We start from the raw sequence: 26,331 nt of genomic DNA, 5'->3' as shown, positions 1-26,331 counted from the left end.
ATTAAACTTTTTCTAGGAGTAGTGAGAATATTTTATTTATATCTCCTGCTCCTAGTATGACAACAACTGAGTTATGTTTTGTTATTTTTGATACTATTTCTGCTGCTTCATTTTTAGTATTGACAAAGAAAGTATCCTTTTCTCTTCCTAGTTTTATAAGTTCGTCTGCTATCATTTTTGCTGAAACACCGTCTATTTGTTTTTCTCTTGCTCCATAGACTTCTGTTATTATTATTTTGTCTGCTATGTTTAATGCTAATGCAAAATCTCTATATAGGTAATATGTTCGTGACCAAAGGTGCGGTTGGAAAATTGCTATTACTTCTTCTTTTCCTAGATTCTTTGCTGAAGTTAATGTAGCTTTTATCTCTGCAGGATGATGTCCATAGTCGTCAATTATAGTTATATGTTCGTTTTCATACTTTACTTCGAATCTTCTTTCGGCGTTTTTGAATGTTCTTAGACTATTTACTATTATCTCTGGTGATATTCCTAGAGATATTGCTACTCCAAATGCTGCTAGAGAATTGTATACATTATGCATTCCAGGTATGTTTATTGATAATGTTGTAATATACTTCTCTTTAAAGTATACATCGAACTCTGTTGTTTTACTTTTGAGTTTTATCTTGTCTGCTATTATATGATTTCCTTCTCTCACACCATAAGTTATACAACCTACTCTTTCAGATAGGAGTAAAGCATTTACGGTATTTGGATCATCACCGTTTAAGATTACTATTCCATCTGGTTTGACATTGTTTATGTAGGTTGCAAATGCTTTTATTACATTATCCATTGTTTTATAATATTCAGCAATGTGATCGTTGTCAACACTTGTTATTACTCCTATATCTGGTCTAAAATGAAGAAAACTACCAAAAGCTTCACAGGCTTCGTAAACGAAATACTTACTATTTCCTACTCTTGCGTTACCCCCAATATATGCTAAGTTACCGCCATTAGAAACAGTTGGATCAAGACCAGCATCAAGTAGAATTTTTGATACCATGGAAGTTGTGGTAGTTTTTCCATGCGTTCCAGAAATACCTATTGAGAAATAATTTTTCTCTATGTCCGCTAAGAGTTCTGCTCTTGATATAGTCCTTATTCCTTTTAGTCTTGCTTCTTGAATTTCTGGGTTGTCGTCGCTTACAGCATTAGTATAAACTACTAGATCTATGTCGTCAGTTATATTCCTCTTATCGTGTCCTATATAAACCTTTATACCTATTCTTTCAAGTTCTTTTGTTTTATCGCTTTCATTTCTATCTGATCCAACTACTTGGATACCCTTTGATTTGAGTATTAAAGCAAGACCACTCATTCCAATTCCGCCTATACCTACAAAGAATACCTTATTCATAAATATATCCCCCACTTAAAAATTATCGTTTCATATAACCCTGTGTTTATGTTTTTAATATCTATATTCTAACTAATAGAATAGCAAGGAAGCAATATTACAAACAGACTGTAAATGTAGTTTTTTGAATTTTACTGAAAGATTAATTTTTATACACTTCTTTGGTGTATTTAAAATTTGAACCTATAGTCTTTTTGTCGTTTGTTTATGATTATTTGTTTGATTTCTTCATTTTGTACTCCATCAAGTACGAACCTACCTTTAAGAGTTTTACCTCTTACATTTGTAATTGATGTGAAGAATATAGTGTTATCTTCTTTGTTACCTATTTTTTCTAGTGGTATTGTATAATTTGTTTTTCGATTGTCCTCGTTTTCAACGATAAATTCAACTTTTGATGCTTTTGATAGAACGTTTATGTTAGCAACACCAACTTTTCTTGATAGTATATCAATGTTTATAGTTTTTGAATATGACATGTTACCGACAGATACTGTTATTTTACCACTTCCACTTTGAACTGCTTGTATAATTCCATTACCTAGGTTAGTAAATTTTTCTAGTTGTAAGGGTGTATCGTATATTGTTCTGACTATACCGTCTTTTGTTGTTGTGTTTATTAGTACAAAACCTTTATCTCCTATTCCCCATTCTTCAGGATATGTGTGTAACTCGATGGAAGTTATTTCTTCTGATAGAGTTTTCGGGCTTAACGCGAATATCAAGAAATTGCTTATTCTCTCTTTCCAAGATATTTCGTTATGTATTCCTTTTGGGTCTTCTATATATAGTAACTGTGGGTAATCGATTTTTGTAAGTAATGTATTATTTATCTCTCTTGTTGTATATACTATATTACTTTCTGAGTTAACATCTCTGCTTTCATTGTATCCCATGTCTATGTATATTTTTAGTGTTTTTAGTTTGTCAATGTTTTTTGTAATGTTAATTTTGTTTGTTTCGAGTCCCCACCAAAAGGAGGGTGATATGCATCCGATTGTGCCAAATACTTCTGGATACCATATTCCTAAATATAGTGATATCAATCCACCTAATGATGATCCAAATACGCCTACACTTTCTTTGTTTGTTTTGACTCTAAAGTTAGCTTCAATAAATGGTTTGAGTTCTTCGACTATAAATTTCCCATATTTTTCACCTCTACCTCCTCCGTATGTTTCGTATGCAAATGGAGTGTATTCTTTTATTCTGTCTATTCCTGTGTTGTCTATCCCTACAACTATTACTTCTTTTATTTTACCTTGTTTTACGAGTTCTTTTATTGTTTTATCGATATCCCATTTGGATCTATTTTTTTCGTCATAGTATATATTTTGCCCGTCATGAGCATAAAGTACAGGATAATAGTTCGTGGATGTGAAATACTCATCTGGTAAGAATACCCTGATTGTTCTCTTATTTTCAAGGTACTTCGACTCAAAGTTTTGTATTATGATAAAACTCTCATTTGTCCTAAACGTCTGAGAGTATAAATTGTTAACTGGATTTGATAGTATGAAAATTGTTAACACTAACAATATCATAATCTTTACCTCCTTACTATTTACTTGTTAAGTTTTAGGAAGAATGCTAAGTTATTTTAAATAACGTGAGTATTATATTACAAAAATTTTCAGTCTTGATGGATTTCAAAACTCTTATAGGTTTATTCAAAAGTCTAGTTCTTTGAAACGTTGTATTTGTACAAACCAATTAAAGTTTTAATTTTAGGAAGGGTAAAAATTTACTAATGGTGTTAATTATGGTTTGAAAGTTGAGCATTACTTTTAATGAATTGTTAGTGTAAAGTTGAGACTTTCAAGTACAGATTCATTTGATTAGCAGAAATGTCCTAATGTTAATAGTGATTATGCGGAGAGGGAGGGATTCGAACCCTCGGTACGGAGTTAATCCGTACACAGCATTTCCAGTGCTGCTCCTTAGTCCGCTCGGACACCTCTCCACATTTAGATAGTAAAAGTTTTCTTACTGAATTTTTGTCATCTGTCGGTAAAGGGTAGAAGTGCCATTATTCTTGCAATTTTTATTTCTCTTGTCAACTTCTTCTGAACTTTTTTGCACATTCTTGTTACTTTTGAGGACCTTATTTTTCCAGTTATAGTTAGGTATTGAGACAGAATATCAACATCTTTGTATGTGATGTTTAATAGTTTTTCAGAGCAACTTCTCTTTTTCTTCTTTATTGCAAAACCTTTTTGAGGTTCTTGAGATTTTTCTTCACCGACTTGAGATTCTTCTACGTTTTTTGAATTTAGTGACTCAACGTTATCCATAGTAACCTCCTAAAGTTCATTTTTTGTATTTATATCTTTTATATCTTCATTTTCATCAAGTTGAGAATAAGAAGTTGATTCTTCTACATTGAAGACTTCATCATTACCTAAGTTTTCAAATTCTTCTCCTTCATAGTAATCTTCGCCCTTTGAGTATTCTATATCATCGTAATTTTCTACTTCCTTTGAACTTATGTCATCGTTTTCGTGTTCTGAGATTTGATTTGGTTGAGAAGATATTTCTTGTTGCTTTGGTGATAAAAGTATTATGTTTTCTGCTACTACTTCTACTTTTGAACGTTTTAATGGTTTACCATTTTTATCAGTTTCTTTTGTCTCCCAAGATGATTGAATTAACCTTCCTTCAACTAATATTTTTGATCCTTTCTTTGTATATCTTGATATTATTTCTCCTATCTTGTCCCAAAAAACAACATCGAAGTAATAAGTTTTCTTGGCTTTTTTATCTTCTACTGCTATTACATTTTTTACAATAATCTTACCAGATTGCGCGGAAACTTTTTGATCGTTATCTCTTGCTAGATTACCTACAAGTATTACTTTGTTTAGGCTTTTGGACATATATCTACCTTACTGTTTTTTTAGCTTTACCCTTAGTATTATGTGTCTTATGATATTTTCATTTATTTTGACTAATCTGTCTAGGTTTTCGACAGTTGAATAAGTACCTTCAAATACTATGAATTTGTAGATTCCTTCAAGGTATTTTTTTCTATTCTTTCTGATAGGGTATGCTAGTGTTCTTCTACCAAGTTCAGATTCACTTAGTATATTACCACCATGCTGGGTTATTATACTTTTGACACTTTCCATTACTTTAGGTACTAACTGCTCATTTGGTTCAATTATGAACCCTATTTCGTAAGTTTTCTTCTGAGTTTCTTGTGATTTTTGGATTAGCTCTCTTATCTTTGATACATTCATATACTATCTAATTGGTGACTTAATATACACCAAAACCGAGAATTTGTTTGCCCCCTCGGTCATGGGACATAGTTTAACTTAATTTTATAGATATTTTAGTGTAAATGGCAAGTTAAATTTAATTTAATGATATTCTAAAGTGTTTTTCCGTTTGTTATTAGTTCGTAATAGCTTCGTACGAAAAACCATAAATAGTTTGATATTAACCTAAATAAGTTTCAGAAATATTTGTTTTGAGAGATTCTGGGGAGTGTTTTATTATTTTCTAAATATGAACCCGGTTATAGGTGGTATTACCCAAGACGTTGTATTTGATGTTATGTTAACTGTATTACTCCCGCTACTAGTATTTGGATCAACTACTATTGTCCAAGTCCCCGTCTCGAAAAATGGGTATATTGTTACTGGATTTGTACTAAAGTTTACTGCTACCACGAATTTATTTGTTTCTCCTGGCATTGTGCCATTATAGTTTAAAGCGTAAACTATATGTTTACTGGTACCCCAAGAGAAGTTTTCGTTATTCCACTCATTACCCCATTTAAACCATCCTTTTGAAGCAGGATTTGGATCTGTGATTCTAAGTGCAGGATGTTGTTTTCTTAATTTTATCAATCCTCTATAGTATTCGAAAATGTTGGTATTTGTAGTTAACCAGCTCCAGTCAATATCTCCATTAGTCTTATGTGTGTTCTGCCCTATTCTGGGTCTTACGAACTCTTGCCCCGCCATGATCATCGGTATACCCATGGAGGTGAAAAGAACAATGGCACCGACTTTTGAGGCGTTTGTGGCATCCGTAACCGTTAGCCCGCTGTAGGTAACTAGCTCAGTATATACGGAATTTTCATCATGTGACTCAAAGTAGTTCACTACTTCTAGAGGTGATGTGAAACGGCCACTATCTTTATCATAGTAGATCATTCTCCCTACTCTGTCAATGTTGTCATATTGCTCTCCTTCAAAATTGTCTCTTCTTAGCATTGCTTTCATTTTGTCGTGGAATACTTCGCCCCACTGTGCTATTCCTGTACCTTTGAAGTCGGTATTATTTGGTAATTGTTCGACGATCCATATTTTATTAGGATATTTTGCTCTTAGAGGATTTATTATGTTGTTTATTAGATGTGGACGAGCATTTCTAAACGGGTTTCCCCCTGACATAACATAGGTACCGTCAAATCTGAATCCATCAACATTAAATTCCTTTATATAATACTCAAGGGTATCATATACCAGTTTTGAAGCTACTGGTTTCCAAAGAGCAAACTTGTTTCCCCAAGGTGTTGAATCATCTCCGCCTGGTGATGCTTCGACTCTTCCATCTCCGTCAAAGTCAAAGTAGTATTTATTATCTATATCCCATAGATAGTTGTTTTTATTGCCAGCGTGGTTAAAAACTACGTCGACTATTACTGCTATACCCACTTTGTGTAGTTCATTTACCATGATTTTGAAATCGTCAGGAGTGCCATAATCTGGATGTATTGCCATGAAAAGTACAGGGTTGTATCCCCAACTATATCCAGAATACGATTCTTGCGCATGTATAGGCATTATCTCTATAGCGTTTATACCTAGAGATAGTAAGTAGTTTGTTTTATCTAGTATTCCTAGAAACTTACCTCTTCTTGATGGTAGAACTGATGGATCATTGGCTGTAAAACTTTCAACATGTAATTCATATATAACAAGTTTATCAACAGTAGGTGGTGTGAAAGGATGCCAATTTATAACATTGTTTGTTTTCAATACAGAGTTAAACCCGTCCCCTGTATCTTTTTCAACATGCTTTGAGTAAGGATCTGCTACCCAGGTGGTTCTATTTATAATATACTTGTAGCTTTGATTATATACTACTGATAGGGGTAAAGCAGTCGTCCAAACTGCTCCGTTGGATGTGACTATTTTTGTCATAGGATTTCCTGATTGACTCCATCCGTTGAAACTTCCAGATAGACTTACAGAACTGGCAGAGGGTGCAAAAAGGTAAAAATACACTTTACCATCGTTTGATATAACAGTGCCGAGTTCTTCAGGAAATGGTCTAGTTTGTGTTGATTGAGCATTATTTACCTTACCAGTGTCATAGGTACTACTGTTGTTACAAGCATATTGAAATAATGTAGTTATAACCAATAATAGAGCTATTATTAATCTCATAGTTGTTTCACCATAATTGGAATTATAAATATTACTTGTGTTGATTTCAATTATGTTTTTTCTTGAAGTTAGCCATAAAATCTGAGCTTTTAAAGATAGACAGTATAACTATGGTTAGTTTTACTAGGTTATTTTCAGAAAAGTACTACTTGGGACAAATATGTGGGATAGTTTATCTTGTTTATTACCATGAATTGGTGAGAAAGTTGGATTTTTGCTGAGGAGATGATTATTTAACTATTAAGGAAGATTTTTGTTTTTTCATAATTAGTTTTGTATGAAACAGCTGTTTGTAGTTTTGTTTTTTGTTTTGTTTTTCTTGGGTAGTGTAGATGGACAAGTTAAATTTTTGAAGTATGAATTTTCTGTTTTGGGTGTAAAAGCAGGTGAAGCTACAGTTCGTATTAGGAATACTCAAACTAATGTGGTAGTAAGTTCAAAAATTAAAACATATTCAGGAGTTAGATTATTCGTCAATGTCGATGACAATGTTGTTTCATATATAGAGCCTAATACATTGAGGACTTTAAAGAGAGAGGTTATTAGCGTTGGAAATTCTCTCAGAGACACTAACATTACGGTATTTTATAGAGATAGACAGGATATACTAATTGATAGTTTACTCTTTGGTAAGATTTACATACATAATACAAATGACAGTATAAACGATTTAGCCACAGAGATTTACAAAGCTATGGATTTAAGATCCCTGCCCAGCGAGTTTAGTGTAAATTTTTTAGAAGTAACTAATACTAGATTTATTACTCTTTCGAATCAAGTTGGTGGTAGGTTTTTGATAAAAGAAATAAAAGGTGCTTATGTAGAATTTACTAACATAAATAGCTTGAACATTTTTAGTAGGGCAAGTGTACCTGTGTTTTATTTGTTTCCTTTTGGAAATATAAGTTTGTACGTAGAACTCAAAGAAATTTCATTTTAGGTTTCTGTGAGATTTATAAGGTAACCTTTAATTTGTGATTTCCTTTGAAAGGTTATCTGGGTTTCTTGGATATATTGAGAATGTAAGTAGAAATATTGTAGGACAATTTACTACAAGCTACTAATATAAGTAGCTTATACCAAATCTTCTGTTGAGGTGTTTTTGAAATCAACTCAAAGTACATTTAACTGTTACTCTTATAAACTTCTCAATGTATCAACTATATTCATCCTTGAAGCTCTGTAGGAGGGTATTAGAGAAGCGAGTATTGATGCAATCACAAATAAAACACAATATACAAGAATATCAATTGGATTGGGGGTTATGAATGCGTAGTAGCCTTCTGTATTACCGGGTGGAGGTGGTATATATATTCCGCCACTTGCGTTTATAAGCAATGCCAAAACACCTCCTAGAATTAGCCCAGCTATTACCCCTATGCCTCCCATTACGGTACTCTCTAAGACAAATTGCTTTACAACAACGATCCTTCTTGCTCCTATTGCTCTAATCGTTCCAATCTCTCTAAATCTGTCATATACATTCATAGTTATTGTATTTGAAATAGCGAATATAACGATAAAAAGTACTACTGTTAGCACTATACCAATAATAGATTGATACATATCCCTAACCTGCCAGTAAAACACTGCAAGGTCCTTCCAACTTCTATACTCAAAGTCTCTAGTGTCACAAAACTTTTTAACTTCTTTTTCTACTTTCTCTGTGTCATCTGTATTCTGAAGAACTACAACAAGCCTATCGACAGACTCACCAACATTCGCAACCTCCTGTACCAGCGCTAATGGAACTATCATAAAAGTGTTATTATACTCCTCTATCCTTAATGTCATTATACCTTTCACTCTAACGTCAATAGCATTTATTCCACCTCCCTTAGTTGTAGTCATAAGGGTTAGGTAATCACCAACCTTTGCTCTGAGTTTTCTTGCGAGCCCGGAGGCTATTATAACGCCACTCTTGTCATCATCGGATATAAAGCTACCCTCGACGAGATTTCCAAAAGAGTTAAGTTTTAACTCTTCCTCACTCCATCCGCCAAATCCTATCGTGATTGTACTAACATCTCCACTTGATAATATTCCTTGAAACCTCAATCTTGGCGCAACGGAAGATATCCCACCTATTTCATACAGTTCTCTAAGCGGTTTTTTGTAATTCTCTATCAGTTTCTCATAGCTTCCTTCCTCAGCAACTTCTGTAAAGCCCTTCTGGTATATCTGGAAATGACCTATCCCACCTCTTATCATAGATTCTCTGAGTCCCCACTTTGAATACTCAAAGTAGCCATTCAGTATCATAAGCGAAACAACGCCAACGACTATTGATAGGACAGTCAGAATGGATCTAACTTTACTCCTAAACACATTCCTCAAAGCAACCTTCAAAAACATAAACATACGTAACCTCCTAATTTACAATCCTACCGTCAAGCAAGTTGATAATCCTTTTTGAGTGCTTGGCAAGTAGTTCTGAGTGAGTAGAAAAGATAAAAGTAGTTCCCCTCTCTTTGTTAAACTCAAGTAGCAAATCTACAATTGCTTCACCAGTTTTAGTATCCAGGTTAGCTGTTGGTTCATCAGCGATCACAAGTTTTGGTTTGGTTGCCAGTGCTCTAGCTATTGCAACTCTCTGCTTTTGTCCTCCGGAAAGTTCATCTGGCTTATGCTTAATAAAATCTTTTAGACCAACTCTGTCTATCAGGTAATATATCCAGTCCCTATCTATTTTTTGTCCTCCAAGGATAAGGGGATACTCTATATTTTCATACACATCAAGTACAGGTATAAGGTTAAAATTCTGAAATACGAAACCTATTGTTTTGTTTCTAAATTCTGATAGTTGGTTGTCAGCCATAGTTGCAGTATCTCTTCCATCGATAAAGACTTTTCCATCTGTTGGAGTATCTATACAGCCAATTAGGTTGAGCAAGGTTGTTTTACCAGAGCCGCTAGGTCCCATTATACATACTACGTCTCCCTCCTCGATCTCAAGACTGATTCCTCGTAGTGCCTTAACTTCAACCTTTCCGATTTTGTAAGTCTTACTAATATTCTCACATCTTACGATTGCTCCCATAGCCTCCTCCTAATCTAGAAATATCTCAAGTCTCTTTTTAGATTTTGTATATTCATCACTTCTTATTTTGTAAGCATCTCCTATTTCAACGGACTTTTTCCAATACTCTATTGATTTGCTTATTTTTCTGTCGAGTTTGTACATCTCACCGATGAAAAAGTAGATACTCACCAAAACCGAAGGATCGTTTAACTCACCATTTGCTATAAGTCTCTCAAGGTATAGGAAGTCTTCTTTCACAACATTACCAACTTTGAAAAACTCTGGAAACTCAAATAACACATTACCCCTAAGATACCTAATATACCAATCTTTGCTATCCATATTGACTGCTTCTTTGAAAGTGCTTATGGCTCTATTTCCAAAAAGTGTTTTGATAGAAGGGTTTAGATCATACCTAGCAACTAGTGCATAGTTCATACCTAGGTAAGCAATCAGAATAGGATTTCTGTTGTTCTTAAGTATTTCCTCGAGTAGACTAATTGCTTCGTAGTATGACTTTCCATCATTTGTTCTAACTCCAATCACAGATAGAAGTATTGCTTTTTTTGTTTTTCCAAACTCATTTGAAGTATCAGTTTTCTTGATTGTATCTAAAACTGCCTGAGTATTTGAGTTGAAATAGCTGCTAATAGACATAATCTCATTTCTACTGATGCCGAAGGAAGTTGAGAATAACAAAAAAAGTATCAACGATGTAGGAAAAATTCTCATAATATGCCTCCTAGATGATGATTTTGAAAGAGGAGAATAAAACGAATCTATCTAAGCTCAAGCCAAACTCGCTTTTTTTACCGCCATACGGAAATCCTATTCCAACTTCGATTTTTCCGATCTCTAGTGAGTAGGAAAACCTGTTTACGACATATCCGCTTAAATCAACAAGGTTCTTAACTAATATAAATTCTAGGCTAAGAGGTATATCAAATTCTTTGTAAGCTCTTAACATTCCGTAATGTTTAACTATACCTGTAATACCATAGTGTTCAATAAACTCTTTTACAGTGTTAAGTGAAGACAAAGAAAGAAGAAGCTGATTTGGAATGTTAGTTTGTATTCCAAGGAAGAAACTTGCCAGCATCGGAAAACCAGAAGATATATCGTTATAATTTTTCTCAAATTTGTCAAGCGTCGAAAACCATTCCTTGCCGTCTAAGCCGATACCATTGTAGAAGTATTCAAACATAATGTTGAATTTTATATCACTGAAAGTGTAGTGCCCTCCTATTATGACTTTTGGTATCCACTTAATCTCAAAACTCTCAAGAGCGTTTGTTGTCCCTATCTTAATACCGTTACTTACAACATCTCTGTCAACAATAATCTTCTTGGTATCTCTATCAACTATACTCCCCTCAAAGTGTATCTCAAGATTATCACCGATGACATAAGATAAATTCATTCCCCCATTTATCTTCTCATCATAACAGAAAACAGGGGAAACGTCTAGACCGTAGAAGTTTCCTGAAAACTTAGCAAGTACTTTGTATTCCTCCTGGTTTGATGATAGGTAATCTAGAATCTTATTACTGCTACTATCCCATAATATTCTAGGTGAAAAGGCGAGTTGGAATGAGTAAATGTCTGAAATAATATGAGAACTGGCAATAATTCTACCCTCTAGATATTTGTCAGCATCCTCTTTGCTCTCAAATCCCAGTGTTTTTCTATTTATTAGAAAATCTGATGGATTTTTGAAGAAGCCGACACCGCTTCTTACGACCTCTTTCCCCAAGCTCAATATTAGCCACTCATAGGGGTAGAAAGAGAGTAGCAGTTCGTTAATCTTATTTGTTACACTTGTTGTTCCTCCGTTTGGGTGGATGTTAAGTCTGTCTGATACCTTGAGGGTGATAGCATCATTAAGAAAACTAAACTTTAGGCTTAGAAATATTTGGATTTGTAGATTTACAGTGTCTTTGAGATTAAGAATGTTAGCAGGGTTGAGATATGAGTCGGAAGGAGACGAGTAAATAGAATAGTAGCCTATATCAGCCTCTCCGTATAGATTGGTGAGGATTACAAAAATAAACAGAACTGTGATGTAGGATTTTTGTATCTTCATACTTACCTTCCTCAAAATGGCTCACTAACAGAAAATAGTATGTTATAATTCATCTTCTTATCAACTCCAATCTCAAGTCTAATGGGTAAGAAAACTGGTTCTAGAAAATATAATCTCAAACCTAGTCCGAAAGCAGTAGGATAATCAAACTCAAGTAAATTAATTACTTCTTCTAAGCTATTGAAACATCTACCTACGTCTACAAATCCAACTCCTTCAAACTTCAAGTTAAGAAAACCTAAAATTGAGGTATCTACCAAGTTTTTCCTAAGCTCAAGGTTCATAAGAGTTTTTAAGTTACCTACCATACTCTCAACAGGTATTCCTCTTACACCATCAATTCCTATTACGTTAAACCTATACTCCTGTGAGAGTTTTCTACCTCCTTCAACAACACCTCTTATCCCTATCCTTAAATCATCAAAAATTGATACAAATGCCCTAAAATCTACTCCAAACGTTGGTTCTTCAAATCTCAATATTTTGGTAGCTAACGCAAAATAATATCCCTTGTTAGCAGAGAATACATCGTCTCTTGTGTCAACCTCAAACCTCACTCCTGAGTAGTAGTGATTGAACAAAAACTCGTATTTGTCGCTAAATACAAGAGCGTATCCACCTAGAATGCTAAAGCTTGTGTCCCAGTTAAATTTGTACCCTGCATCTACTTCAGCTCCAACAAACTGTGTCTCTACCTTTTTTGTATGTGATGAATAATAAAAGCTATTGAAGTTGCCAATTCTGCTCTTTAGAAAAAATCTCTCCAGTAGGTTGTCTACTTCAAATTCAATTCCTTGCTTGTTGTATCCAAGGTACAAAAGAAGTTTCTCACCACTACCCCAGATGTTATCTATACCGAACATTCCATAAGCATATCCACCAGAAAACCTTAGTAGAAATCCCTCGTCCACTTCAATAACAATATTCCTATACTCTTTACCTTTGCTGCTTTCAACAACATAAACTTTAGATGAATAAAACCAAGTAGTCCTTCTAAGTCTCTCTTCAACTCTATTAGCGATATTCTCTAGTTCAGCTTCAGGAAATTCTTTTCCAGACCTAAACTCTGAAGCTATGGATAATATGGTTTCTTCTTTTGTGTGAGTGTTACCGAGTACCTTGATTTTGTTGATCTCTATAGGGAAGAGATTCTTTTGTATTATTGAGCAAATGATGACTATAATTAAGTGTACCATGTGCTACCTCCTCTTATAGTTGCTTTAGTACAGAGTTTAAATTATCCGTATTTGAAGATTTAAAGATAAGTAGTTAGCTACATACTTTTCGATGTCTTACTTGAGTAGATGTTTTCTAGGATTAGTCTTCTGTTTTAAGGTCTTGCATATGATTATATAAAAATCTTTGGTATAAAGGGTGCTTGGTATTTGCTTTTGACAAACATGGGTTTTGTTGAAATGATTTCAATAGTTCTAACATACTGTTTTAGTATGGAGATATGGATAAGAAGGAATTACTTTTTTATTTCAGTTATTATACTTTTTTTTGTTTCTGATTCTTTTGGTGTAGATGCTGGTGATGTAGTAAAGAAGGCAGATTTATGGAGGGCACCTGCCTCTTCTTTTGAAGCTCTGATGAAGGTAACATCTTTCAGGGATAACCAGAAGGTGGAGGAGTTGGAGCTTAGGAGTTACGTTAGGGATATAAACTCGGTGATGGTTGAGTTCACAGGTCCGGCTAGTTGGAGGGGCAGGAGGATGCTTATGTTGGGGAATGAAATGTGGATGATATTCCCGAATACGAGTAAGCCTATCAGGATAACGCCGGCTCAGAGACTTATGGGAGAGGTAGCGAACGGAGATATAGCAAAGATAAACCTATCGGAGGACTATAGAGCTAACTTCAAAGGAGAAGTAAACATAAATGGGGATGAATGTTATTTGCTTGAGCTAGTTGCGAAGGAGACAGATGGGGTAACCTACTACAGGATTAATTACTTGGTTAGAAAGGAGGATTATAGGCCTGTTAAAGCGGAGTTTTTTTCTTTGAGTGGAAGGAAGCTTAAGGAGGCATACTATTCAGACGTGAAAGAAATGGGAGGAGGTATGAGAATAAGCAAAATAACAATCTACGATTCCATATCTACCAACAGATATTCCGTAATGAATTACTTAGATATGATACTGAGAGATATACCAAGTAGGTATTTTAACCTTGACTTCCTTATAAAAAAATAATTACTACACTAGTAGTGTACAGTGTGTACACCTGTAAAGGATTGGCTAGATAATTTGGGTAGGTTGGAAAGGTTGGTAGTGATGTTTGAGAATGTTATGTTTTGTGGTATTTACGGTGGCAATTCATGTTAAACATTCTGTTGGGATAGTGAGTAATATGAGATATCAGCAAAGATTAGAAAAAAAGTAATCTACTTTTGTAAACGTTTTTAGGTAGAGAACTTTTATGCTATTGGTAAGGTGTTGACACTCAGATGGTGTTTTAGAGTTTGGTGATCTACTACAATTACAAAAGGTTTATTTCTAATCATTTAGAATACGGAGTAGTTAGTATTAGCAGTTTCATAACAAATGAAAACCGGAAAAGCTTAAAGCAAAGATTAAAAGATCTCGTATTCGAAAGCAAGGAGTTAAAGTTTCTAGTTGGATTTTTCTACTTTTCCGGTATTCAGGCAATCTACAAGGAACTTGAAAAACTTTAAAATGAAGGCAAGCTAGAAGAAGAGCACTTGAAGATACTAGTAAGTCTTGATATAGACAAAAATGCTTACGGTATCTACAAAGTCGCAAAGTTAGAAAAAGAATTCAACATTGATTCTGCTGAAAAAGATTTTATAAAACCTCTAAAAATTACTTTCACATCTGGAAACCTGGATGGAAAGGAAATATACGAACAGATAGACTTCTTTATTAAACTTCTTCGGGAGCGCAAACTCGTAATAAGAAAAACAAAGGAGCCAAATCGCGCGAATTTATACCTATTCAAATTGAATAACAAGATTACACCAAATTTACTCATTACAGGTAGTAGTAGTAATCTAACTAGGGCAGGACTTGAGTCACGAAATGAGTTTAATGTTGAAATAAAAGATTACGGATTTGAAGAAGCAGAGAAGTATTTTGATAGTCTTTGGGAATCATCTATAGAACTTTCTCAAGAAGATGTTGTTAAAACCTTTGAATTTGAAAAAGAAACATTTATTAGAAAAATAAACCCTCTGAGAGCTTATGCTTACCTTACGTTTTTTTCTACGAAAAAGGATACAACATACTCAAAGATTCTGGAATACTGTGCTTTATCTCATCAAACAAATAGATGAGAGTAGATTACGGTGAAAAATTGAGAGAATTTCTTTTAGATAAAACAACAATCTTAAGGATAATTTATTTCGGAGACTTCCATGTGTTTGAGCAAGGAGTTGATACTTGTATAGTTCTTCTGAAAAAACAACCTTTACGGCCTGAACCGTATATTAACTTTGCTAATGTACCGTCAACACTCAAAAGTCTAAAGAAGCAATAATTTTTATAAAGGAGAACTAACAAATAACTAAACAGAGCCAACTCTCTAAAGAAGTTTTTGTTTTATCTGAAGATAGAATATTAAAACTAAAAGAAAAGATAGAAAAAAATAGGTAATTCACTCAAAGAGTAGAATGTTAAAATATATCGTGGTATCTTAACAGGTTACAACGAAGCATTTATAATTGACACTAAGACTAGAGATGTAATTCTTGATAGTTGTAAGACTGAAAAGTAGAGAAAACTTACTGAAGAAATTATTAAACCAGTTTTGAGGGGACGAAACATACGAAAATATTGCTACAAATGGGATGAATTATGGATGATAGTCATTCCTGCTGGTTGGAGTAATAAGAACAGAGGTAATCAATCTCCTGAAAAATTCTTTAAGACTGAATTTATCTCTCTATAACTATCTCATACAGTTTGCTAAAAGCGATAAAGGTAAAGGGAAAGGACTAATACGCAGAGATGATCAGGGAGATTATTGGTGGGAATTAAGATACTGCACTTATTATGATGAATTTGAAAAAGAAAAGATTATATGGCAGGAAATGAGTGAGCTACCCTCATTCTGTCTTGACAAAGACAAATTCTATGTAAATCAAACTGCTTATATGATGACAGGCAATAGACTAAAAGTTATACTTTCCGTGCTAAACTCAAAAATTTCTTGGTGGTATATTCAGCATATAGCATATTCTCTGTCAAAAAATGCTTACAGATGGATTAAACAATATGTTGAACTAATTCCTATATCAAAACTAATCTTGTCTAAAGACGATAAAATAATAAAACTACAACAACTAGTTGATCAAATCTCAAAGCTCAAATCTCAAAATCCTTTAAAAGGCACATCAGAGTATGAAGAGGAGATTGACGAACTTGTCTATCAACTCTACGAACTAACCCGGGATGAGATAAAGATTGTGGAAGAAAAGTAAAAGCAATTTGTGATTGAATAAAGCTTTTAGGGTTACTATACAAATAGTGTTCATATCAAGAGTTTAATTAGAAGATTTTGTTGGTATCCATTCATACTTTCTAAATCGCAATTTCTTAAATGTCCTTTGAAAGGTTGATATGCAGGTAATTGAAATATCCAATTTGAAAAAGAAATACTTTGGAGTTGAAGCTCTTAAAGGAATTGCTATGCAAATACATGAAGGTGAAACCGTCGGGCTTCTAGGACCTAATGGTGCTGGAAAAACCACGCTTGTTAAGTCTATTCTAGGCCTTGTTAAATTTGATGAAGGTAACATCAGAGTAATGGGGTATAGTGTACCTGAGGATCTAAAGCTTATTAAGATGTTTGTGGGAGTTGTACCTCAAGAAAATAATCTTGACAGTGATATAAGCGTTTATGAAAATCTTCTAATATATGGCGAAATCTTCGGACTTAAGCCAAAAAAGTTAAAACCTATCATTCTTTCACTCTTAGACGAACTCAAGATGTTAGATAAAATGAATGAGAATGTTGAAAATCTGTCGGGAGGTATGAAACGAAAATTGATAATAGCAAGGTCATTGATAAATGATCCGAAAATCTTAATCCTAGATGAACCTACTGTGGGGCTTGATCCAGAAATCAGAAAAAGTATATGGGATAAAATAATACACCTTAAAGAGAAAGGTAAGACAATTTTACTAACTACTCATTACCTAGACGAAGCACAGGCTTTGTGTGATAGAATATATATCATTGATAATGGAATAATAATTGAAAACGGTAGTCCAGAAGAACTCATATCTAGACATTTGCCTGCATACGCTATCGAAATATTTCCCAGGATACAATTACCAGAAGAGCTACAAAGTATTAAGAAGATAGAATTTGTCAATTACTTAATATTGTTTCACCAAGATCCAAACTATATTAAACATATGATTAGATCAAGAGGTGCAAAAAAGATCCATGTTAGACTAACTACATTAGAAGATGTTTTTTTATTCTTAACGGGTAAAAGGTTGGAGGATAAAGATGAAGTGGGTACCAATACTGAAGCGAAACTTTATAGCATGGAGAAAAAATTGGTATAGCATACTTTTTAGTTCAATAGAAACTATCATTATAATTCTAGCATTTGGTATTGGATTTGATAAAATTGTAGGACAGGTGGGACAAGTTAGATACATAGAGTTTATAATCCCTAGTATTGTAATTATACCTGCTATGAATAATTCATTTTTTGAAACAACATACAATTCGTTTTCGAAGATGTACTATGCTAAAATGTTTTACTCTTACTTACATACTCCTGCAACAACTATTGATATTTATATAGGTGAGGTTGCTTGGGGAGCGATAAGAGGTTTGATCTCTTCAATGATAAGTTTAGTAATAGTTGTCTTATCGGGTTTAACGCAACTTGATGTAGTTGAGATAACTATGCTGCTGTTACTTGCCTTTGTCATGGGAGTTTGTTTTGGGACTTTAGGAATGCTTCTTACTTCAGTGTCTCCATCCATGAATTTCTTTGACTATGTCTTCTACATATACTTGAGTCCAGTGATGTTTCTTTCTGGTACATTCTTCCCAATAACTGTTTTCCCAAATTTTGTTGAAAAAGTAGCGTTTATAATATCACCACTGTATCATAGCCTAACTATTTTTAGGACCCAAGCAGTGAACATAGAGAATGTTGTTTATCTGATATTGTTTATAGGAATATCAGTAATTCTAGGTGTAAAGTTACTTGAAAGAAGGCTTATAAGATGATTTACTTTTATCATAGTTTTCTAGGTAGTTTATGAGTTCAATTATCTTGGATTTTATGATATCTCTTATTTCTCTAACTTCTTCTATTGTCTTACCTTTGGGGTCGGGTATGTTCCAGTTGATATACTCTTTAGAAGGATAGTAAGGACAAGTGTCCCCACATCCCATATTTACGACGAAATCAAATGTTTTCACATCTAGATCGTTAAAACCTTTTGGTTTTTTGTTTAGAATTTTAATACCTACTTCTTCCATACATTGCCTAACTATTGGGTTTATTTCATCAGCGGGGTTAGATCCAGCACTGTGAGGAGCTATTATATGATTCCCAAGTTCTCTAGCAAATGCTTCAGCCATCTGACTTCTACCAGCGTTTTGTATGCATAAAAATAGTACGTTATACTTCATAGTGCCTCCTTGAGCAATATTTAGGAATAAAAATCAACTATTCTTTGACTTTGGTATATTATACAATTTATATCAAGATTTTCAACATATCTCAAACAAACTCTTAGATCGACAAAGGAATTGACAAATACTATTTCAAAGATATGGATTATCTAGAAAGTGGTTTTGTAGAGGCTACTTTAGGTTAATTAGTTACGTTGTTTGAGTGTTGACTTCTTGGTTATTCTGAGTTCTGTTAAATTTTGAGGTAGCCTTAATTTAAAGTTTGAGAGTTTTAATCTTAGCATATGGTATAATAAGAGTAAAATTTAAAAAGTTTTGATTGTGGAGTAGTAAAACAATATAATTTTAGTATGAAATACATATTAAAGAACCTAGATTGCCCAAATTGTGCTTTGAAGATAGAGGAAAAACTACAATCATCAGGGATTAATGCTAAAGTAGATTTTGGTACCCTTTCACTTATAACTGATGAAAAAGATATTGGTATAATTCAGAGATTGGTGAGTGAGGTTGAGAGTGAGGTTGTTGTTTTGAAGGTTAAGGATGATAATGATAAAAGTAACGATTTTTTGGGAGGGATTTTGGTTTCTTTACCTTTTATTTTTACCATTATTTATGGTATATTTCATGAAGCTATACATCATAATCTGTTAATTGATTTTGTAATTATTTTTATTTTGCTTGCTTTTGGTGGATGGAGAACATTTCTCAAAGCATATAAGAAGATAAGAAGTAGAGAGATTTTTGATGAAAATTTTCTAGTATCATTAGCAACGTTTTCTGCTATAGCGTTACATGAGACTTTTGAGGGATTATTGCTTATTACCTTGTTCAATGTAGGAGAATTTTTAGAAAACTTGGCTGTTAAAAAGGCTAGAAATAAGATTCAAGATACTGTTTCTGAAAACTTTAGTAAAGTCAGACTAAAAGATTCTGGTAATAGTGTGTTTGTGGACGCTAAAGATGTAAAAGTTGGTGATATAATGCTAGTTAAACCAGGTGAAAGAATATTAATTGATGGAAAGGTTGTGAATGGAAGTTCTTACATAGACAAATCAAGTATAACTGGAGAGCCTATACCAGAGAGTGTTTCGGTGGGTCACAATGTTATGTCAGGATCTGTGAATCTTAATGGGGTACTTGAAATAAAAGCTACATCTACTTTTAAAGATACTATCATGTACAAGATGCTTGAAGAGATAGAGAATAATTCTCAAAGAACAAAAACTGAAAAGTTTATATCAAAACTTTCAAGGGTATATACTCCTTCTGTAATTGTATTATCAGTTTTTGTTGCTATTGGAATGCCGATAATACTCGGAAGCTATGATTTTAGAGAGTGGATTTACAAAGGTCTTGTTGTTGTAGTTATATCTTGTCCTTGTGCTATAGTTATAAGTGTACCTTTGACGTACTTTAGGTCTTTAGGAGTATTAGCGAGTAGAAACATTCTATTCAAGAATACCTCAGCAATAGATGAATTAACAGAAATAAAAACCATATTTTTCGATAAAACAGGTACGCTTACAAAGGGTAAGGTGAGAGTAAAAAGTATCAATACTGTAGAAGGAATAAGTGAAGATGAATTTGCGAGATACGCTGTTTCATTAGCAAACTACTCAAATCATATACTTTCAAAGGCAATAGTTCACAATTTTGGTGTTAAGAGGAGTTTTGAAGATATAAAAGATGTAAAAGAAATACCAGGATATGGTATAATTGGTTTGGTCAATGGTAAAGAGGTACTGATAGGTAGTGATAAGTTGCTTCATGAGAAGAATATACTACATGATGCTTGTGTAAATAATTCAACTGTGGTTAATGTTGCAGTAGATGGTAAGTATATAGGGTATATAGAGTTTGATGATGATATCAGATTTGAAGCTAAAAGTGTATTTGGTACTCTTAGAAAACTTGGAATAGAAAAAATACTTATTCTAACTGGTGATAACAAAGAAAACTCTGAGAAAGTTGCTAATGTACTCGGTGTAGATGGATTATTCTTTGGTGCCAATCCTCAAGACAAAGTAAAAGTAGTAGAAGAATACAAGAATAATTATAAAGAGCCTATTGCCTACATTGGTGATGGTATAAATGATAGTATAGTAATGCTAAAATCTGATGTTAGTTTTTCGTTCAATACTCCCGTAAACTCAATGCTTCTTGCATCATCTGATGTTATTGTGAATAGTCCGGACCTTAATAGAATAGTGGATGCTTTCGTTGTTGCTAAAAACACAAGAAAAATTGTAATTCAGAATATAATTATTGCTCTTTTGGTTAAGTTACTGGTTACGGTGCTAGGTGTTGTAGGATTAGTTCATTTATGGTTAGCAGTGCTTGCTGATACTGGAGTTGCACTACTAACTATAGCAAATAGTATATTTAGAGATTTCTTAAGACATCGTCATAATTAGGCTCAGTAGCAATTTCCTTGACAATTTGCTTGTACTTAACTTTACAATTTTCATCAATAATAAAAATGGCTCTAGCAAGTAATCCAAGTTCTTTTATGTAAACTCCGTATTTTACACCAAAATCTCTGTCCTTATAATCAGAAACAGTTTTTACATGTTTTACTTCACTAACATCACACCATCTACTTTGCGCAAACGGTAAATCCATACTTACTGTGAGTATGACAACATCAGAAGATAACTTCTTTGCTATATCGTTGAACTTCTTTGTCTCTATGTTACAGACAGAAGTGTCTAAAGACGGAACTGAAGATATTATAACCTTCCTACCTTTAAAATCACTTAACTTTACAGGGTTAAGTGATGGATCATAAGTAACAAAATCAGGTGCTGTGTCACCTACCTCTACAAAATTCTCACCAACTAGCGTCAAAGGATTTCCCTCAAAAGTTATCATTCCTTTTACTTCTTTCATATTACCTCCTTAAACTCTAAAAATATACTTATTTAGTAGGGTTTTGTCAAGAATGTATTACTATAATTTTTGGAGAGGATTTGGGTTTTTGAAGATTGTATTATGATATTTTGTGTTGATAGTTTTTCTAAATAGTAGTAGTAGTAGATTATTCGCGTTGTTTATAGTTTTTTAATTGGATTTAGGAAAACATTTTGTGGTTAAGTGGGTAGATTTATTGGGGTTAGTGGTTATTAGTTTTCTAGGATACCTATTATCAAGTTATCTTCTCTGAAGTATTTTTTGAAAGTTTGTAGTATTAAGTCAGGGTTAACTTCTTCTATTGTTTTTATGAAGTTGTCGATTTCTTTGTAGTTTCCTAGTATTACTTCGCTCCATCCGATAGTTCCTGCTATTCCATGATTTTTCTCAAACTCGTATATTCTCTCGGCTTTTATTTTTTTCTTTACGACTTTTATTTCATCTTGAGTTGGTGGAGTATTGATAATAGAGTTTAGTATGGATATTATTTCATCTTTTAAGTTATCTGGTTTTGTGTTAGGATTTGCGGTTGCGAAGAAGTATGTTAAGAATGGGTATTTACCTAAGATTGTGCCGCCACTTACGTTTGATGCTAGTTTTTTGTTTACTACAAGTTCTTTGTACATTCTTGAGGTTCTTCCATCTGTTAAAATGTAGGAAAGTATTTCAAGTGCTGATATTTCTTTAGGAGATAATCTGTAGGATGGGGTTCTAAAACCTACTATTACTGCTTTAGATTTCACTTCTTTTATTGTTGTTTTAAACTCAACTTTTCCAGTGTTGAACTCCGATATATTTTCAACCTTTTTCTCGACTTGTGTAAGATTTTTTGAGCTTTCGTTAAATATTTCTTTTATGTGTCTTTTTAGTTCTTCCTTTTGGATATTTCCTACTACTACGAGCATAGCATTTTTAGGTGAATAGTAAATGTTATAGAACTCTACTAGGTCGTTGAGTTTGAGATTTTTTATGTCTTCTTCCCATCCTATTATTGGTCTTCTGTAATTTATTTTCTTAAATGATTTTGCTATAAAGTCTTCGAAGAATTGTCCAAAAGGATTATCTTCGTATCTCATTCTTCTTTCTTCTAGTATTACTTTCTTTTCGCTATTGAACTCCTTTTCATCAAAAACTATATCAAACATTACTTCTTTCATCATTTTTAGTACTTTTATAGTATGCTCAGATGGTATATCTACGTAATACATAGTGTAATCCCATGATGTTGCTGCGTTATCATTCCCACCTAGTGCTCTTATTATTTTGGAAAATTCACCAGGTTTTAGATTTTTTGTTCCCTTGAATGCCATATGCTCAAGGAAATGTGCTACACCTGATTTACCGTCGACTTCGTCAATTGCTCCTACTTTATACCAGATTTGTATTGAAACAGTAGGTAGGATGTTCCTTTCAACTAAAACTACTTTAAGCCCGTTATCAAGGTAAAATTCTTCGAGGTTTAGATCCATAATACTATCTCCTGTTACGATTCTATGTAAAAAAATGACAAAAATCAAAAGTAAGACATTCCTGTAGAAAGACATACTTAAATAAATGATAAATAAGTAGTTGTTTCTTTATGAAATTAACACAAGATTTAGTAAAATCATTAGGTAAATACATAATTTACTAGGAATGTGATTAGAATTTTGAAGAATTAGTGTATGTTAAAAAATGATTTAGTTTTCTTCTCAACCTCCTGAAGTCGTTTTCTTCGTGCTGATAGGAAAAGAATAGAATGTTACCCTTAGTTATTATGCCTTCTTGAAGTAGTTTTATGTTTAATTCTTCAGCAGAGTTTTTTATTTTGATACAATACGGAGATATATCATCAGCGGTGCCTAGCTCAACAAATTTTGATAACCATCTTTTAGATAGTTTTTTTAATTCACTCAGTTTATTTTCAATCAAAAATTTTTCTCTAAGTAGGTAGTAATATCCAAACATAGCGTCAAATTCAGTTATTCTGGATAGAGGATGATTTTGTATTTTAGTTCTAGATAGTAAGATAAAAAACCTACCTAATCCTAGTACAACATGTTCGATGTCTAGGTTATTTAAGGTTTTCAAAATTTGTGGATACCTGATACCCCTACCAAGGAATAGTAAATTTGTTGTTTTTGGTATTTCCGAATAGTTTAGGATTTCGTCAAATGGTTCAGATACATTAGGTTTCTTTGATAATTTGCTTTTTCTTATCTGTGTTAGTAAGAACTCTGAGTTGACGATGATTTCATCGTTTATCACTTCTTGTATTAGATGATTCAAGTTTTCAATATCTCTGGTAAGCATTATTGTGTTGAATTCGAATATTTCTCTGAGTAACTTTAGAAACCTATATGTAAATATCCCGTTTGTATAAGATAGTATGGTGGTTTTTAGATAGTTTTTTGTCATTTTTGTTAAGTATTTATCAGAGAAACCTAAGTAGTATTTGCCGTAATCAAGAAAGAAATCAACGAATTTCTGTTCCATTATGTCGTAGATATAGCACCGCTTAAACTTTCTAGGTAATATATTTTTTGAGAGTAAGTAGTTAGGGTAATGAATAAAATTTTCTATGAACTCTTGAGGCTTGGTTTTGTGGTTTTTGAAGTTTTCTGGTGATGGAAATTTAGACATATTTAACTCACTGCTAGTACTTCTTCTAAGGTTGTTAGTCCTTTCTTTACTTTATCCATACCTGAATCTCTTAGAGTTTTCATTCCGTTTTTTCGAGCAATTTGTTTGAGTTCAAATGAAGATAAGTTTTTTAGTATTGCACTTTTTATCTCTTCGTTTATTTGAAGCATTTCAAATATTGGTATTCTTCCACTGAAGCCTGTTCTATTACATTTACTGCATCCTACAGGTTGGAATATCTTTTCGTTTGGCGTGAAATAGTTTCTGATATCGTCACTTAAGTTAACAGACTTTATGCTTACTTCTGATTTACAGTTATTACATAGTTTCCTTACAAGTCTTTGAGCAATCACTAAGTTTAGTGTTGAAGATACAAGATAAGTTGGAATTCCCATGTCAATTAACCTTGTGATAGAGGATGAAGCATCATTTGTGTGTAGAGTCGATATTACAAGGTGTCCTGTAAGTGCTGCTCTTATGGCAATTTCTGCTGTTTCAGTATCTCTTATTTCTCCTACCATTATTACATCTGGGTCATGTCTTAGGAATGCTCTTAATGCATTAGCAAATGTAAATCCTATATCAGGATTTACTTGTATCTGTTCAATACCTTCTATTTGGTATTCAACAGGGTCTTCTGCTGTAATTATTTTTTTGTCAAACTTCTTTAGAAAATTGAGTCCTGCGTAAAGTGTGGTAGTTTTGCCACTACCTGTAGGTCCTGTAACAAGTATCATTCCGTTAGGCTTGAGTAATGCTTCTTTGAACACTTTAACTTCTTCGAGTGTCATGCCTATTGAAGATAAGTCAGATATTATAGCAACATCTTTTGAAAGTATTCTTAAAACCACATTCTCGCCATATATTCCTGGAATTACGGATACTCTTATATCGATATCTTTTCCCATATATTCAAACTTTATTGCTCCATCTTGTGGTAACCTTCTTTCAGATATGTCTAGTCCCGACATGATTTTTATTCTTGAAACTACAGCAGGATAAATTTGTAAAGATGGTCCCTCAGCTTTGTATAGTTTTCCATCTATCCTATATCTCAAAGTAACCTTATCTTCATAGATTTCTAGGTGAATATCACTTGCCTTGCGATTTATGCCTTCTATTATTATATTGTTAACCGTTGATATAACTTTTGAGTCTTCTTTGATTTGAGTATTTTTATTTTTTTTATCGAAAATTTCCTTTTTTTCAACAATTTTGCCTGATAATAAACTTTGAAGATCATTTATGTATTCTCTTATTGCCGAAGTTGTAGCGAATCTAGTTTCAACATGTTTTCCTGTTATAAACCTTATTTCGTTTATAAGATCGAAGTCTGATGGATTGTCAATAGCTACAACTATAAAATCGTCCCTAAAGTCAATTGGAGCTACTATCTTTTTCTTACAAAAATCGATTGGTAGTAGTGAAAGTAGTATTTGAGCTTTTTCAGCAGTCGGTAATTCTAGTGAAGTTTCGAATTTTATATTGAATTGTAGAGAAAGTATCTCGTATAACTTTAATTCATCAATTTTTCCTTCTTCTACAAGAATTTCGCCAAGTTTTTTATTGGTAGTTTTTTGTTTGTGTAAGTATGATGTGAGTTCCTCGGGGGATATTACTCCCATTTCTACTAAAATATCGCCTAGTGCCATACAGAAGATTATATTCAATAATGACAACATATGTAAAATTTTTGGTTTTTTATGAAATTCTTAGTCATTTAGAATGAGATATGGTTAGTTAATTAGTGTCTGTAGTTATGATCTTACTTATCGTCCTTCTTATACTACTTACGAAATAAAAAATCAGTAATCTCTAGATATACTTTGTAAATTCTTTTGCTTTTCTATATGAGAAGTTTTCTTATCTCATCAGAATGCTTACTAATGCAATCAGATAATTAGTGTACTTTTTATTCGTCTTTGCCTTTGAGTAATCCTTAATAGTTACCTTAAGTGTCTTGTTGTAACGTTGTAGAAAATAATTATCAAGTATGATGACTGACCAAAATTGTTTCTAGGTAAGGGTGTTTGTATACGTGTTTGTAAACTTTCTTTTTCTTAACTTGTTCTTCAAACCATTCAAATTTATTTAGCGCTATTGATGAAATTGATCTTGAAGGTTAATACTTTAATGGGTTATTATAAGGTTTGGTATTCGTTCTTTTTGGGGGTATACATGAGGGTCAGGATAAGTTTTGCGTTGAAGAGTGCTTTTGTGATATCTTTGATAGTTTTTATAGTAGTTTTTGGGATAATAAATTTTATCATGAATTCGTTCTATTCGATGGTTCAAA

General features: G+C 33.1%; 24 protein-coding genes and 1 tRNA gene. 8 read left to right on the top strand and 17 right to left on the bottom strand.

The genetic code is table 11. The features are described from left to right. Position 1: 1 nt before the first annotated feature. The 7 genes from murC to N2712_07030 all read right to left on the bottom strand — a co-directional run bounded on the left by murC (position 2) and on the right by N2712_07030 (position 6,768). Complete coding sequence (murC, locus tag N2712_07060) at positions 2-1,366, bottom strand: UDP-N-acetylmuramate--L-alanine ligase (protein MCX8029733.1); 1,365 nt, start codon at positions 1,364-1,366, stop codon at positions 2-4. 170 nt (positions 1,367-1,536) lie between these two features. Further along, complete coding sequence (locus N2712_07055; protein ID MCX8029732.1) at positions 1,537-2,910, bottom strand: alpha/beta hydrolase-fold protein; 1,374 nt, start codon at positions 2,908-2,910, stop codon at positions 1,537-1,539. A 329-nt stretch (positions 2,911-3,239) separates the two neighbouring features. Beyond that, positions 3,240-3,329, bottom strand: a tRNA-Ser gene (locus N2712_07050). Between the two features lie 37 nt (positions 3,330-3,366). Beyond that, entirely contained in the window at positions 3,367-3,660 is a 294-nt protein-coding gene (gene rpsR, locus N2712_07045) for a 30S ribosomal protein S18 (GenBank protein MCX8029731.1), read from the bottom strand. A 9-nt stretch (positions 3,661-3,669) separates the two neighbouring features. Continuing rightward, positions 3,670-4,242, bottom strand: a complete 573-nt coding sequence (locus N2712_07040; GenBank protein MCX8029730.1) for a single-stranded DNA-binding protein — start codon at positions 4,240-4,242, stop codon at positions 3,670-3,672. 9 nt (positions 4,243-4,251) lie between these two features. Next, the gene (gene rpsF, locus N2712_07035; protein MCX8029729.1) at positions 4,252-4,605 is read right to left on the bottom strand and encodes a 30S ribosomal protein S6; all 354 of its coding nucleotides are present in this window, start codon (positions 4,603-4,605) and stop codon (positions 4,252-4,254) included. A 258-nt stretch (positions 4,606-4,863) separates the two neighbouring features. Next, complete coding sequence (locus N2712_07030; GenBank protein ID MCX8029728.1) at positions 4,864-6,768, bottom strand: alpha-amylase family glycosyl hydrolase; 1,905 nt, start codon at positions 6,766-6,768, stop codon at positions 4,864-4,866. A 277-nt stretch (positions 6,769-7,045) separates the two neighbouring features. On the opposite strand from N2712_07030, the gene N2712_07025 reads away from it, so the two are divergent. Then, positions 7,046-7,708, top strand: a complete 663-nt coding sequence (locus tag N2712_07025; GenBank protein ID MCX8029727.1) for a DUF3108 domain-containing protein — start codon at positions 7,046-7,048, stop codon at positions 7,706-7,708. A gap of 197 nt (positions 7,709-7,905) precedes the next feature. Here N2712_07025 and N2712_07020 read toward each other — a convergent pair whose 3' ends face one another. Genes N2712_07020 through N2712_07000 form a run of 5 tightly spaced genes read right to left on the bottom strand, consistent with a single transcriptional unit; the run spans position 7,906 to position 13,069 of the window. Next, entirely contained in the window at positions 7,906-9,129 is a 1,224-nt protein-coding gene (locus N2712_07020) for an ABC transporter permease (GenBank protein MCX8029726.1), read from the bottom strand. Positions 9,130-9,139: 10 nt separating this feature from the next. After that, positions 9,140-9,808, bottom strand: a complete 669-nt coding sequence (locus tag N2712_07015) for an ABC transporter ATP-binding protein (protein ID MCX8029725.1) — start codon at positions 9,806-9,808, stop codon at positions 9,140-9,142. Positions 9,809-9,817: 9 nt separating this feature from the next. Further along, positions 9,818-10,522 carry a hypothetical protein gene (locus N2712_07010; GenBank protein ID MCX8029724.1) on the bottom strand — a complete coding sequence of 235 codons (705 nt, stop codon included), beginning with the start codon at positions 10,520-10,522 and terminating at the stop codon, positions 9,818-9,820. A gap of 10 nt (positions 10,523-10,532) precedes the next feature. Next, positions 10,533-11,873 carry a hypothetical protein gene (locus N2712_07005; protein ID MCX8029723.1) on the bottom strand — a complete coding sequence of 447 codons (1,341 nt, stop codon included), beginning with the start codon at positions 11,871-11,873 and terminating at the stop codon, positions 10,533-10,535. 11 nt (positions 11,874-11,884) lie between these two features. After that, positions 11,885-13,069, bottom strand: coding sequence for a hypothetical protein (locus N2712_07000; protein MCX8029722.1), 1,185 nt, complete (start codon positions 13,067-13,069; stop codon positions 11,885-11,887). A 252-nt stretch (positions 13,070-13,321) separates the two neighbouring features. Between N2712_07000 and N2712_06995 the strand changes: the two genes are divergently transcribed. From N2712_06995 to N2712_06970, 6 genes are all read left to right on the top strand, one after another. Next, positions 13,322-14,068 carry an outer membrane lipoprotein-sorting protein gene (locus N2712_06995; protein ID MCX8029721.1) on the top strand — a complete coding sequence of 249 codons (747 nt, stop codon included), beginning with the start codon at positions 13,322-13,324 and terminating at the stop codon, positions 14,066-14,068. A 509-nt stretch (positions 14,069-14,577) separates the two neighbouring features. After that, positions 14,578-15,168, top strand: coding sequence for a hypothetical protein (locus tag N2712_06990; protein MCX8029720.1), 591 nt, complete (start codon positions 14,578-14,580; stop codon positions 15,166-15,168). Next, on the top strand, positions 15,165-15,371 hold the full coding sequence (locus N2712_06985) for a hypothetical protein (GenBank protein MCX8029719.1): 207 nt from the start codon (positions 15,165-15,167) through the stop codon (positions 15,369-15,371). Before N2712_06990 ends, N2712_06985 begins: the two co-directional genes overlap by 4 nt. A 418-nt stretch (positions 15,372-15,789) precedes the next feature. Further along, positions 15,790-16,314 carry a hypothetical protein gene (locus N2712_06980; protein ID MCX8029718.1) on the top strand — a complete coding sequence of 175 codons (525 nt, stop codon included), beginning with the start codon at positions 15,790-15,792 and terminating at the stop codon, positions 16,312-16,314. Between the two features lie 163 nt (positions 16,315-16,477). After that, the gene (locus N2712_06975; GenBank protein MCX8029717.1) at positions 16,478-17,410 is read left to right on the top strand and encodes an ATP-binding cassette domain-containing protein; all 933 of its coding nucleotides are present in this window, start codon (positions 16,478-16,480) and stop codon (positions 17,408-17,410) included. After that, entirely contained in the window at positions 17,352-18,089 is a 738-nt protein-coding gene (locus tag N2712_06970) for an ABC transporter permease (protein ID MCX8029716.1), read from the top strand. Before N2712_06975 ends, N2712_06970 begins: the two co-directional genes overlap by 59 nt. Here the strand turns inward: N2712_06970 and N2712_06965 are convergent. Next, a complete protein-coding gene (locus N2712_06965) occupies positions 18,063-18,497 on the bottom strand; it encodes an arsenate reductase ArsC (GenBank protein ID MCX8029715.1) in 435 nt (144 codons plus the stop codon). The two genes, N2712_06970 and N2712_06965, sit on opposite strands and share 27 nt — an antisense overlap. Positions 18,498-18,850: 353 nt before the next feature. Between N2712_06965 and N2712_06960 the strand changes: the two genes are divergently transcribed. After that, positions 18,851-20,917, top strand: a complete 2,067-nt coding sequence (locus tag N2712_06960; protein MCX8029714.1) for a heavy metal translocating P-type ATPase — start codon at positions 18,851-18,853, stop codon at positions 20,915-20,917. Here N2712_06960 and tpx read toward each other — a convergent pair. From tpx to N2712_06940, 4 genes are all read right to left on the bottom strand, one after another. Beyond that, positions 20,886-21,392 carry a thiol peroxidase gene (tpx, locus tag N2712_06955; protein MCX8029713.1) on the bottom strand — a complete coding sequence of 169 codons (507 nt, stop codon included), beginning with the start codon at positions 21,390-21,392 and terminating at the stop codon, positions 20,886-20,888. The two genes, N2712_06960 and tpx, sit on opposite strands and share 32 nt — an antisense overlap. Before the next feature lie 233 nt (positions 21,393-21,625). Next, positions 21,626-22,882: an insulinase family protein gene (locus N2712_06950; GenBank protein MCX8029712.1), complete on the bottom strand. Its 1,257-nt coding sequence runs from the start codon at positions 22,880-22,882 to the stop codon at positions 21,626-21,628. A gap of 172 nt (positions 22,883-23,054) precedes the next feature. Continuing rightward, entirely contained in the window at positions 23,055-24,035 is a 981-nt protein-coding gene (locus tag N2712_06945) for a hypothetical protein (protein MCX8029711.1), read from the bottom strand. Between the two features lie 2 nt (positions 24,036-24,037). Beyond that, positions 24,038-25,687 (bottom strand): ATPase, T2SS/T4P/T4SS family, encoded by a 1,650-nt coding sequence (locus N2712_06940; protein MCX8029710.1) that lies wholly within the window; start codon positions 25,685-25,687, stop codon positions 24,038-24,040. Positions 25,688-26,331 lie beyond the last annotated feature (644 nt).

The sequence above is a fragment of the Brevinematales bacterium genome (assembly GCA_026415355.1).
GTDB lineage: Bacteria > Spirochaetota > Brevinematia > DTOW01 > DTOW01 > SKYB106.
This window is presented reverse-complemented; position numbering and strand designations above follow the sequence as displayed.